This is a genomic window from Alcaligenes sp. AB3 (genome assembly GCF_031844565.1).
Lineage (GTDB): Bacteria > Pseudomonadota > Gammaproteobacteria > Burkholderiales > Burkholderiaceae_B > Alcaligenes > Alcaligenes faecalis.
Genome location: NZ_JAUZVM010000004.1, coordinates 258215 through 270339, shown reverse-complemented (window position 1 = coordinate 270339; position 12125 = coordinate 258215). Strand labels below are relative to the sequence as shown.

Sequence of the window (12125 nt, the reverse complement as noted above, 5' to 3'; positions counted from 1 at the left end):
GCTTCCGATCACAACCTACCCCCGAGCAATATGGATACTCCTATTCGTCTGACCCAATACAGTCATGGAGCCGGTTGCGGCTGCAAGATTTCCCCCAAGGTACTGGACATTATCCTGGCCGGTAGTGGCGCCCAGAACATGGACCCGAACCTGTGGGTAGGCAATACCTCGCGCGACGACGCCGCTGTCTACGGCCTGAATGAGGAAACGGGCGTCGTCTCGACCACCGATTTTTTCATGCCTATCGTGGACGACCCCTATGACTTTGGGCGCATTGCCGCGACCAACGCCATCAGCGATATCTACGCCATGGGCGGCAAACCCATCATGGCCATTGCCATTTTGGGCTGGCCTATCAATGTGCTGTCTCCTGAGGTCGCCCGCGAAGTGGTGCGAGGCGGACGGGCTGCTTGCGATGCTGCAGGCATCACCCTGGCCGGTGGCCATTCCATTGATGCACCCGAACCTATTTTTGGTCTGGCCGTCACCGGCGTGGTTGATAAAGGCCAGTTAAAGCGCAACGACACGGCTACTGAAGATTGCCAGCTCTATCTGACCAAACCTTTAGGCATCGGCGTGCTGACCACCGCCGAGAAAAAAGCCAAGCTGCGCCCCGAAGATCAAAACCTGGCACGCGACTGGATGTGCACGCTGAACAAGCCCGGCAGCCGCTTTGCACAACTGCCCGGCGTGAAAGCCATGACGGACGTGACCGGCTTTGGCCTGCTGGGCCACCTGATCGAAATGGCGGACGGCAGCGGCCTGACTGCTCGTCTGAACCTGGACCGTGTACCTTTGCTGCCCGGCATTGAGTACTACCTGGAACAAGGCTGCGTCCCTGGCGGCACGCAACGCAACTTCGACAGTTACGGCCACCGCATCGCCCCTATCAGCCAGGAGCAAATCAATATCCTGTGCGACCCTCAAACCAGTGGCGGTTTGCTGGTGGCCGTTGAGCCCTCTGCCACGGCCGAATTTCTGGCCGTAGCAACAGAGCTGGGCCTGACGCTGGAACCTATTGGACAAATGATTGCGCAGCAACAGCATGCTGTCGAAGTCGTATAAATCAATATAGGCACCCTGCTCGCCCCCAGGGACAGCACGGGCGATCCAGGTTGTATAACCCTTGATGGCGAAACAGAGCCGCCAACTCATTGAAGCGGCGGCTCTTTTCCTGCAACTCCTCTCTTCGGCAGCTAGGGCTACATGTTCAGCTCCAGCCCTTGCAGCTTTTCCTGCCAAACCTGAGCTTCCTTCCGCAACTCCTGTTCCAGGGCAGGACCAGCCTGTGCATTGATTTGCAATCCTGCATCCTCATACTGGCGCACCAGTTCAGGTGTCTGCAAAACCGATAGCACGGCCGAGGACAACGCCTCCCTGCGTTCCGCTGGCGTATCTTTGCGAGCCACCAGCATCCACCAGTTGTCGGGAATAGCAGCAAGCAACTTCCCCCAGCCAGCTTCCTGTACAGTGGGCACCTCAGGCAAAACAGCCAGGCGCTGTGGTGCCACTACCGCCAAAGCACGAACACGCCCCGACTGCAGCATGGCCTGGACAGAAAGATAGCCGATGACAGCAAACTGCACTTCGCCCGCGCCCAGGCCCGTCACCATCGCACCTCCGCCCCGGTAAGGCACATGCACCGCTTTGGTATTGCTGGCTTGCAAAAGCAGCGCTCCGGCCAGGTGGGGCAAGGTCCCTGCACTGGGCGAACCATAATTGGCATCGCCTTTTTGAACGCGCAGATAGGCTATCAGCTCATCCAGACTTCGTATGGGCAATTCAGCATTCACCACGATTAACAAAGGCACAGAAACCAGTTTGGCAATTGGCGTAAATTGCTCCAGAGGATCGAGTTTCTGATCCGGAAACAAAAACTGATTGATCACCAGATTGTTGGTCGCCGCCGACAGCACGGTATATCCATCTGCGGGTTGGCGCAGCAGATAATCCGCACCAATCAGTCCCCCCGCACCCGGCTTGGATTCAATAATGAAAGCCTGCCCAAAATGCCGTTGCAGCTGGTTTCCAAGCAAGCGAGGCACTTGGTCTGCAATACCACCGCCACCGTAGGGCACAACGATATGCACGGGTTGGTCAGGATAAGAGTCTGAGGCCTGCGTACTCATACCAGGCAGGGCCAGGATTGCCGTCACCACAAGACGGCGTAAAACGACACGACACCGCAGGCCCGCACGGTGCAGCGCTACGAGAGTGTTGGTCATGACGGTTCCTAAAACTTGGGGAAAATCTGTTTTTCAGACAGCCAAGGTGACATCTTCATGCGCTCTTTGCGAGGCGCCTTCTTGAACTCTTCGTGATGTTCTTTATTGGGCCATACATCCGCACTGGTCACAGCCATCCGCGTCACAATCCGTTCCGCCGTCACGTTAAAAACCATCATGTCCTTAGCCAACACCAAGGGCCCCTGATAGTGCGTACGGATCGCCTGCTCCATCTGTGGCGCCGTATCGAAATCATTAAAAAAATGGTACGCCACGGCCAATCTGGGAGCACAGAGCTCAAAAACCTTGCCCGCCTCGACCGGATCCGAATGCGCCATGCTGCCAACACCAATGGCAGTACGTTCGTCGTAGCCGGACCGCTCCATCAATTGCTCACGGGTATTGAAAGTCTCATGGACCACCACGTCAGCATCGCGCGCATTTTCCACAAAGAAATAGCTGGGGGTAGTGTCTCCGGAATACACAAAGGACAAACCATTCCAATCCAGTCGAAGGCTAACCGCACCATCGTAAATATGCACAGCCGGGAAACTGCTCACCTTCACTCCATTGCGCTCATAAATCACATGGGCTCTGGAGTAATCAAACTCATGCACATTGACCTCTGCCCCCACCGCCGGCAGCAGCCCCACTCGCGTGTCCGTATCCCAGGCATAAGACTCCATCTGCTTGGTCACAAAATGCTTCATACCGTATTTTTCAACGGGGCCGGACGGGCCATACACCTCCAGCGGCCTTGTACGCCCCCCCGCCCAGCTGCCTATCCATATTTGCGCAAAATCACCAACATGATCGGTGTGCAAATGAGTCGCAAAATACGCCGTCATTGTTTGATAAGGGATCTGCAAGGCACCAAAATTAGTCTGGGTGCCGTAGCCAAAATCGAACTGAAACTTGTCGCCATTTCCCAGTTCAACCAGCCAGCCTGCATTGGCTTGCGAGGGTCTTAAAAAAGGACGTCCTGTCCCCAATGCTGTAATCCGCATTTCATCCTTTCCCAGTTCCTCGGTATTAGGAAAGAATTGGTCCCGATAGTGCGTCATGTTTGTCTCCTGAATCATCGTTATTGAAATACGCACGATCAGTCTAGAATTGGACGACTTGCCTGACTATTTACATTCCGGCCCCAATCCATACCAATATTGATATGTCTGAAGATCTCGATCCCACCTTGCAACAAGCGCGTCAACGCTGGCAGCAGGTTGCTCGTTTCAAGCTTCGCCATCTCGTGCTCCTTGATGCCATCGGAGAGTTGCAAAACTTGCGTCTGGCCGCGGAACACACATATATGACCCAGCCAGCAGCCAGCCGGATGCTCAAGCACATTGAGAGCTTGCTGGGCATGCCTTTATTCAAACGTGGCAAACATGGCCTGCGGCCCAATCCAGAAGGCGAACTGATGATTCGCTATGCACGACGCATGATTAACGATCTGCAGGCCGCACAGCACGAATTACAACAACGGGAGGGCGGGCTGACAGGTAGCATCAAGGTGGGGGCAGTGCAATCTTCTGCCAGCCAGATATTGCCGCGCAGCGTCGCGCGCCTGCTCAGCCAGCACCCAGGCCTGCACATCTCCATTCAGGAGGGTGAGTCTCACATGCTGGCGGACGCCCTCAGGGCGGGCAAGCTGGACTTGCTGGTAGGACGTTTGAACACGGGATCAACGCACCACGAGCTGAATGTGGAGATTCTCAGCACCGAACCGTTTGTCGTCGTGGCCAACTGTCACCACCCTTTTGCAAAACGGTCTCAAGTCCAGGCGCATGAACTTGTGGCTGAGCAATGGATATTGCCCCCAAGGACCACTCCCATCCGACATGTATTTGATAGCCTGTTTATCAAAAATATCCAACAAACACCTGAGCGCGTCATCGACTCAGTATCATTATCTTTTAATCAGGTCTTGCTTCAGGAAATGCAATGCTTGGCCATCTTGCCGCGCACCACTGCACTAAGCCTGGAGAAGCAGGGACTGCTACGCATTCTGTCGTTTGAGCTAGGCCAACTGTTCGGAGCACTGACGATTGTTACCTTGAAAAATGGCATACCTCGTGGTGGCGTGCAGGCTTTGATTCAAACCCTGCGCAATACGGCAGTTCAAGAGCAGACCGACCCACCCAGTAATCTGAAGTCAACCGATGCGCCCTGACACCCACCACTACCGCGAGCTGTTCCTGAACGACGTGCCTTTGATGGACGCTCGCGCTCCCATCGAGTTCAACAAAGGTGCCTTTCCCGGCGCGTTGAACCTGCCATTGATGAACGATGAAGAGCGTCATCAAGTGGGTATCTGCTACAAGCAGCATGGTCAGGACGTCGCGATTGCGCTGGGCAATAAACTGGTCAGCGGTCAGATCAAGAAAGAGCGGCTGCAAGCCTGGGTGCAATTCACGCAAGCGCACCCCGACGGCTATTTGTATTGCTTCCGAGGTGGTCTGCGCAGCCAGATCACACAAACCTGGCTACGCGAAGAGGCGGGCATTCGCTACCCACGCGTGGTGGGCGGCTACAAGGCCATGCGTGGCTTTTTGCTGCACAATCTGGAACAAACCATCAGCAGTGCCCGCTTTCAGATTCTGGGGGGCATGACAGGTACAGGCAAAACTGATGTGCTGCAGCAACTTGATCACAGTCTGGATCTGGAGGGCTATGCCCACCATCGCGGTTCCAGCTTTGGCAAACATGCCACTGGCCAGCCTAGCCAGATCGACTTTGAACACCGCCTGTCCATCTCCATGCTCAAGAAAACCGCACAAGGGCATCAAGGCTTTGTGCTGGAAGATGAAAGCCAGACCATTGGTCGTTGCAGCCTGCCACTGAGCCTGTATCGTGGCATGCAGCAGTGGCCCATTATCTGGCTGGAAGACAGTCTGGAAAACCGCATTACGCGCATCGTGCGCGACTACGTTCAGAATCTGCACGCGGAGTTTACACAGCAGCACGACCCGCAAACCGGCTTTGCGCTGTTTGCCGAGCAACTGCGTCAAAGCCTAGCCCGCATCACCAAACGGCTGGGTCATCAACGCTATCAGCAACTATCAGCCATCATGGACGCCGCCTTGCAGGAACAAGAGTGTAGTGGCGCACTGGACGGCCACCGCGACTGGATTGGGGGCCTGCTGACGCAATACTACGACCCCATGTACAGCTATCAGCGCGAGCAAAAAAAAGATCGGGTCATTTTTCAGGGTGATGCCGACGCGGTCCTGAATTATTTGCGCCGCCACGGCTGAGCCTCCTCTAAAGCCCGGCCCGCAAGGCCTGCCATCATTTATCACAGACCAATGACAGACTGAAGCGACCCCGCGCCCACTCTTGTCAGAGTCTGTCCTTGATCTGACACAAAGAGCAAACAAAGGGTAACCCCTACAATCTCGCAAGAATCTTGTTGCAGGTGGTAAGAAATGACGTCCCTCAATCGCTTGGCCCGGCATGTCCAGTTACGTACTATCTGGCTCCTGCTTTTCCTGCTGGCAGCCTGTTTAAGCAGCACTTCCGCACACTCCACGTCGCGCATTGCCCACTTCCTCCCGGACATTGCCCTCAACGAGATCTTTCCCACCGCCACCCACACCAGCGAGCCCGCAGGCTCGCTGCCTGTCGCCAAGGTATTTAAAGATCAGGAGCAGCTAGGGTATGTGTATGTGACGACCGACATCGTCAACACCCGCGGCTATTCCAGTTTCCCCATCGACACTCTGGTTGCCATGAGCATGGATGGCAGCATCGTCGCCGCCAAGCTGCTGGAACACCATGAACCCATTGTCTTGATCGGTATTCCGGAGTCGCGCGTCGAAGCCTTTATTCAAGGCTATATCGGCCAGAACTACATCAAGAACCGCCCCAAACCCGGCGCACCGCCACCCGTAGATATCATCAGCGGTGCCACCGTGACCTTGATGGTCGTGGGCGACAGCATCATGCGCTCTTCTCAGTTGGTGGCCCGGCAAGAAGGCATAGGCCAGCCTGCCGCCCCCGCCACGGCACCCGTCGCCGTCAAGCGCAGCATCGATACCAGCAACCACACCATTTCCAGCTGGGACGAACTGCTCCAAAGCGGTGCCATCCAACGCCTGCATGTCAGCGTGGCCGACATCAACCAGGCCTTTATTGATAATGGCCGTACAGAGGCCGCCGCCCATCCTCAGGAAGGCGATCCACAAGACACGTTTATCGACCTGTACGCCGCCCTGGTCAGCGTGCCCAGCATTGGACAAAGCCTGTTAGGCGAGGCCGATTACAACTACCTGCAACAAGAACTGAAACCCGGCCAGCAGGCCATGCTGGTCGTGGGCAATGGGCTGTATTCCTTCAAGGGATCGGGCTATGTGCGAGGCGGGATTTTTGACCGCATCGAAATCATCCAGGACCTGGACAGCTTTCACTTCACCGACCTGGATCACCAACGTCTGCCCGGCGTGAAAGCCGCAGGCGCTCCGGATTTCAAAGAAGCCGCCCTGTTCAAGATCCCTGCTACCGCCACCTTTGACCCCGTTCTGCCCTGGCGACTGCAACTGCTGGTGCAGCGCGTCCTTAGCGTCAAAGACAAAGCCTTTGTCACGCTGAACCTGAATTACCAGCTTCCTGACTCCTATTTGACGGCGCCTCCTCCAGCAACCGCTGCAGCGGCCCCCGAAGCCGCAGAGCACGATGACCTGGAAACCGCCAGCCAACCCTTGTACAAGCAAATCTGGGCCGGCAAGAAAGTACAAATTGCCGTGCTGCTGGTGTCTTTGCTGACCTTGGGCGGAGTCTTCTTCTTCCAGGACACGCTGACAAAACACGAGGTGTTCTACCGACGCTTTCGCATCGGCTTTCTGCTGTTCTCCCTGGTCTGGATTGGCTGGTACGCCTCGGCCCAATTGTCCGTGGTGAATGTACTGACTTTCTCCCACGCCCTGCGCACCGATTTCCGCTGGGAATACTTCCTGATGGATCCACTGGTCTTCATTCTGTGGATCGCGACCGCCATTTCCCTGATTTTCTGGAACCGGGGCGCCTTCTGTGGCTGGCTCTGTCCTTTCGGAGCGCTGCAAGAGCTGGCCAACAAGCTGGCCCGCTTCCTGCGTATTCCCCAGATCAAGGTGGCCTACAGCGCCCATAAACGGCTGGTGGCCATCAAGTACGTGATCTTCATTCTGCTGTTTGGCTTTGCCCTGTACGACATGGCCGTGGCCGAAAAGATGGCCGAAGTCGAACCCTTCAAGACCGCCATCATCCTGAAATTCATCCGCGACTGGCCCTTCACGATCTTTGCCGTACTGCTGCTGATTGCCAGCCTGTTCATCGAGCGTTTTTACTGCCGCTATCTCTGTGCCCTGGGCGCTGCCCTGGCCATCCCCGCCCGCCTGCGCATTTTTGACTGGCTGCGTCGCTACCCCATGTGTGGCAACCCCTGTCAGCGCTGTGCGACCGACTGTCCCGTACAAGCCATCGAGCCCGAAGGCCCCATCAACCCCAACGAATGTATCCAGTGTCTGAATTGCCAGATGCTGTATCACCACGAGAAAAAATGCCCGCACCTGATTCAAAAGATCGCCAAACGCAAGCGAGATAAACCGGCCCCCGTCGCCGTTGCCAGCTCGCTGCAAGACGATGCTGCCGCCCGCCCTACCGTGCGTCCGCGCAGCGTAGACAGTACCGATTCCACCCCCGCCACGCCGTGAGACGCCTGGGCGCGCCCCAGCGCCAAGTCGGTCACGTCATCACACACAAGGAAAATCACACCATGTCCGAGAACAAGCAGGATAAACAGGGTTTGAGCCGCCGCGCCTTTTTGGGCACTGCCGCCTTATCCGGCGCTGCTGTGGTCAGCGCCACCCACATTGGCAATGCCTTGGCCGATACCAAAAAGGCGCCGAACGGGCAAAGCGCCCATATTGAGCCGGGCGAGCTGGACCAGTACTACGCCTTTAACTCCGGTGGTCAGTCCGGCGAGATCCGCATCATGGGTCTGCCCTCCATGCGCGAACTGATGCGCATCCCGATCTTCAATATTTGCAGTGCCACCGGCTGGGGGATTACCAACGAAAGCCGCCAGATCATGCGCGCCAATCTGACGCCTGAAACCCTGGCGTTTGCAGACTCCCTGGGCGGCATCCTGCCCAACGGCGATGCTCACCACCCCCATATGTCCTTTACCGACGGGACCTATGACGGGCGCTTCATCTACATCAATGACAAGGCCAACAACCGCGTGGCTCGCGTGCGCTGCGATGTCATGAAGTGCGACAAGATCATTGAGATTCCCAATGCCGACGGTATCCACGGCCTGCGACCCCAACGCTACCCACGCACCGGCTATGTGTTCTGCAACGGCGAGCACATTGTCCCCCTGCCCAATAACGGCACAATCTTTGGCAACCCCAAGGAAAACTACTTCTCGGTGTTTACCGCCATTGATGGCGACACCATGGAAATCGCCTGGCAGGTGATCGTGGACGGCAACCTGGACAATTGCGACGCCGACTACCAGGGCAAGTACGCGTTCTCCACCTGCTACAACTCCGAAAAGGGAATAGATGTAGGCGAGATGAGCGCCAACGAGCAGGACTGGGCCGTGGTGTTCAACCTGAAAGCCATTGAAGACGGCGTCAAGAAAGGCGACTTCAAAGAAATGCAGGGCGTCAAAGTGCTGGATGGCCGCAAAGGCTCGCGCTACACCCGCTACATCCCCGTACCCAACTCCCCCCACGGTTGCAATGCCTCCCCCGATGGCATCCACGTGGTCTTTAACGGCAAGCTCTCGCCCACCGTCACCATGATCGACGTGCGCCGCCTGGATGACTTGTTTGCCGACAAGATCAAACCACGCGACTGCGTAGTGGCAGAACCTCAACTGGGCCTAGGCCCACTGCACACGGCCTATGACGGCCGCGGTAATGCCTACACCACGCTGTTTATCGACAGCCAGATCGTGAAGTGGAACATTGCCAAGGCCATCGAGGCGTATCAGGGCAAGGACGTAGACCCCATCATCCAGAAACTGGACGTGCACTACCAGCCCGGCCACAACCACACCACCATGGGCGAGACCAAAGAGGCCGATGGCAAATGGCTGGTGTCGCTGAACAAGTTCTCCAAAGACCGCTTCCTGAACGTAGGCCCGCTCAAACCCGAGAACGATCAGTTGATCGACATTTCAGGCGATGTGATGAAGCTGGTCCACGATGGCCCGAGTTTTGCCGAACCGCACGACATGCTGCTGGTCGCCGCCGAAAAAGTACGACCCAAGCGCGTCTGGACTCGCGACGACCCATGGTGGGACGGCGCTCGGAAAATGGCCGAGAAAGATGGCGTCACCCTGGAAGGTGCTTCCAAAGTCATCCGGGATGGCAACAAGGTTCGGGTCTACATGACTGCCGTGGCACCCGTGTTCTCCGTGCCCAGCTTTGAGGTCAATCAGGGCGATGAAGTCACCGTCGTAGTCACCAATATGGAAATGATCGAAGACTTGACCCACGGCTTCACCCTGTCTGGCTATGGCGTGGCCATGGAAATTGGACCGCAGCAAACCAGCTCGGTCACCTTCACGGCCTCTCGCCCCGGTGTGCATTGGTACTACTGCCAGTGGTTCTGCCACGCCTTGCACATGGAAATGTCCGGTCAGATGAATGTGAAACCCAAAGCCTGACGGTGACATGAAGCCTTTCCGCCTGCTCCCCGCCCGTGCACGATGCCTCAGCCCAACCCTGGTGCTGAGGCTGGCCTTCAAGCCGCTTACGATCCTGGCCCTTGCGGCCAGTGGTCTGGCTGCTCAAGCGGCCACCATTGAGGTGCCTGCCGATACCGCGCTGCAAGCCGTTATCGATGCCGCCCAAGCCGGCGACATCCTGATGCTGGCTCCCGGCACGTATCAGGGCAATATCATCGTGAACAAACCTTTGACGCTTCAAGGCCCCAGCAACCGGCAAGCCGTGTTGATGGGCGAACGTGAAGGTCGCACGGTGTGGGTCCAGGCGGAAGATGTGCAGATACGTCAGATCACCGTGCGCAATTCCGGCTTGAGCCTGCCGGATATGGATGCGGGCATCTTCCTGGACAAGCCCGCCCATAACGCCCTGATCGAAAACAACGACATCCTCGACAATCTGGTGGGGGTATATGTCTGGGGGCCCCACAACGCGCTGGTGCAGCACAACACTATCGTGGGCAATAAAGAGCTGCGTCTGAATGAGCGTGGCAATGGCGTGACCGTCTGGAACTCCCCCGGCTCACGCATCTTGTACAACGATATTTCCTGGGGTCGCGACGGGATTTTTTCCAATACCAGTCGCGACAATGTGTTCAGCCACAACCGCTTTACCCAGCTACGCTATGCGGTGCACTACATGTACACCAATAACAGCGAGGTCAGCAGCAATGTCTCCATAGGCAATGACATTGCTTATGCCCTGATGTTTTCGCAGTTCCTGACGGTACGTGAAAACATCAGCATCAACAGCACACATCAAGGCTTGATGCTCAACGCCGCCCAGCAATCGACCATTACCGACAATATCGTGGACGGGGCCGAGAAAGGCGTTTTTCTCTACAACGCCAACTTCAACAAGATCTCCGGCAACCTGATTCAGAACACCCAGATCGGGGTGCACTACACCGCCGGTTCCGAAGGCAATGAGATCACGGAAAACGCCTTCATCCAGAACCAGAATCAGGTGAAGTATGTGGGCACCCGCTACCTGGAGTGGTCCAGCAAGGACCGGGGCAATTACTGGAGCGATCACAGCGCCTTTGACCTGAACGGTGACGGCATCGGTGACACCGCTTATCGCCCCAATGGCCTGATTGAACAACTGGTGTGGCGAGCCCCTTCGGCCCGCGTGCTCTTGAACAGCCCCGCCGTTTCCATTGTGCGCTGGGCGCAAACCCAATTTCCTGCCATTTTGCCCGGCGGCATCATCGATAGCGCACCGCTGATGCGTGCGCCCGACAATCCCGTCTGGGAGCGCTACAAGGCCAATCATGACTCCATCCAATAACTGTACGGCCCCCGTCGCGCTGGCCAATGTCAGCAAGCTGTATGGCCAGCAGCGTGCCGCCAACGCGGTGAACTTCGAGCTTTACCCCGGCCAATGCACGGTGCTGGCTGGCCACAATGGCGCAGGCAAAAGTACTGTCATCAAACTGATTCTGGGCCTGATCCGTGCCGATGAAGGCAAGGTCACCTTGCTGGACCACGATGCGGGTTCATCCCAAGCTGCCCGGCTGCGAGCCCATATCGGCTACCTGCCTGAAACTGTCGCCTTGCACCCTGCCTTGACTGGCACCGAAACACTGGCGTTTTACGCCCGCCTCAAAGGGCTGCCGACCAGTGACAACCAGGCTTTACTGGCACGTGTCGGCATTGCCCAAGCGGCTCACAAACGCGTAGGCACGTACTCCAAAGGCATGCGCCAACGGCTGGCACTGGCCCAAACCCTGCTAGGCAAACCTCGTGTGCTTTTGCTGGATGAACCCACAACCGGACTGGACCCGGCCTCCCGTCTGCTGTTCTACGAGATCGTGCAAGAACTGCGCGATGCCGGGGCCACCATTCTACTCAGCACCCACGCTCTGGCAGAGATGGAACGTCTGGCAGACCGCATCATCGTGATGCAACAAGGACGCAAGATTGCCGATGGCACCTTGTCCGAACTGCGCCAACACGCTGGCTTGCCGGTACGTATTCGCCTGACCGTGGAGCAGATCCCCGATTCTGTTCCACCGCATTGGAATGTCATCGGTGCCAATCGTCTGGAGCGTCATTGCACCGAAGCCGAAAAAATCCAGATTCTGCGCGAAGCGCACGCCATCCCCGGATTGACCGACCTGGAGCTGGAATCCCCCGGTCTGGACGAGTTGTATGCGCACTTTTTGAAGCGCGAGGATTACTAA

General features: G+C 56.9%; 9 protein-coding genes. 7 read left to right on the top strand and 2 right to left on the bottom strand.

The window, feature by feature from the left end:
* The first annotated feature begins 30 nt into the window (after positions 1-30).
* A complete protein-coding gene (gene selD, locus Q9R35_RS11070) occupies positions 31-1065 on the top strand; it encodes a selenide, water dikinase SelD (RefSeq protein ID WP_063691807.1) in 1035 nt (344 codons plus the stop codon).
* Positions 1066-1202: 137 nt separating this feature from the next.
* On the opposite strand, the gene Q9R35_RS11065 is transcribed toward selD, so the two are convergent.
* A complete protein-coding gene (locus Q9R35_RS11065; protein WP_197314068.1) occupies positions 1203-2225 on the bottom strand; it encodes a tripartite tricarboxylate transporter substrate binding protein in 1023 nt (340 codons plus the stop codon).
* 8 nt (positions 2226-2233) lie between these two features.
* Positions 2234-3289, bottom strand: a complete 1056-nt coding sequence (gntH, locus tag Q9R35_RS11060; RefSeq protein ID WP_042485892.1) for a guanitoxin biosynthesis MBL fold metallo-hydrolase GntH — start codon at positions 3287-3289, stop codon at positions 2234-2236.
* Positions 3290-3393: 104 nt separating this feature from the next.
* Here gntH and Q9R35_RS11055 point away from each other — a divergent pair, with 104 nt between their 5' ends.
* The 6 genes from Q9R35_RS11055 (at position 3394) to Q9R35_RS11030 (ending at position 12125) form a co-directional block, all read left to right on the top strand.
* Positions 3394-4398 (top strand): LysR substrate-binding domain-containing protein, encoded by a 1005-nt coding sequence (locus Q9R35_RS11055; RefSeq protein ID WP_042485889.1) that lies wholly within the window; start codon positions 3394-3396, stop codon positions 4396-4398.
* Positions 4388-5482 carry a tRNA 2-selenouridine(34) synthase MnmH gene (mnmH, locus tag Q9R35_RS11050; protein WP_311219849.1) on the top strand — a complete coding sequence of 365 codons (1095 nt, stop codon included), beginning with the start codon at positions 4388-4390 and terminating at the stop codon, positions 5480-5482. The genes Q9R35_RS11055 and mnmH overlap by 11 nt, the downstream gene beginning before the upstream one ends.
* A gap of 171 nt (positions 5483-5653) precedes the next feature.
* Positions 5654-7915, top strand: coding sequence for a 4Fe-4S binding protein (locus tag Q9R35_RS11045; RefSeq protein WP_311219848.1), 2262 nt, complete (start codon positions 5654-5656; stop codon positions 7913-7915).
* Positions 7916-7977: 62 nt separating this feature from the next.
* On the top strand, positions 7978-9882 hold the full coding sequence (gene nosZ / locus Q9R35_RS11040) for a TAT-dependent nitrous-oxide reductase (protein WP_042485877.1): 1905 nt from the start codon (positions 7978-7980) through the stop codon (positions 9880-9882).
* Between the two features lie 7 nt (positions 9883-9889).
* The gene (locus Q9R35_RS11035) at positions 9890-11230 is read left to right on the top strand and encodes a nitrous oxide reductase family maturation protein NosD (protein WP_226348264.1); all 1341 of its coding nucleotides are present in this window, start codon (positions 9890-9892) and stop codon (positions 11228-11230) included.
* Positions 11214-12125: an ABC transporter ATP-binding protein gene (locus tag Q9R35_RS11030; RefSeq protein ID WP_311219847.1), complete on the top strand. Its 912-nt coding sequence runs from the start codon at positions 11214-11216 to the stop codon at positions 12123-12125. The genes Q9R35_RS11035 and Q9R35_RS11030 overlap by 17 nt, the downstream gene beginning before the upstream one ends.

Coding starts and splice junctions, on each gene's coding strand:
- selD (WP_063691807.1), top strand. CDS start 31: ATGGATACTCCTATTCGTCTGACCCAATACAGTCATGGAGCCGGTTGC.
- Q9R35_RS11065 (WP_197314068.1), bottom strand. CDS start 2,225: ATGACCAACACTCTCGTAGCGCTGCACCGTGCGGGCCTGCGGTGTCGT.
- gntH (WP_042485892.1), bottom strand. CDS start 3,289: ATGACGCACTATCGGGACCAATTCTTTCCTAATACCGAGGAACTGGGA.
- Q9R35_RS11055 (WP_042485889.1), top strand. CDS start 3,394: ATGTCTGAAGATCTCGATCCCACCTTGCAACAAGCGCGTCAACGCTGG.
- mnmH (WP_311219849.1), top strand. CDS start 4,388: ATGCGCCCTGACACCCACCACTACCGCGAGCTGTTCCTGAACGACGTG.
- Q9R35_RS11045 (WP_311219848.1), top strand. CDS start 5,654: ATGACGTCCCTCAATCGCTTGGCCCGGCATGTCCAGTTACGTACTATC.
- nosZ (WP_042485877.1), top strand. CDS start 7,978: ATGTCCGAGAACAAGCAGGATAAACAGGGTTTGAGCCGCCGCGCCTTT.
- Q9R35_RS11035 (WP_226348264.1), top strand. CDS start 9,890: ATGAAGCCTTTCCGCCTGCTCCCCGCCCGTGCACGATGCCTCAGCCCA.
- Q9R35_RS11030 (WP_311219847.1), top strand. CDS start 11,214: ATGACTCCATCCAATAACTGTACGGCCCCCGTCGCGCTGGCCAATGTC.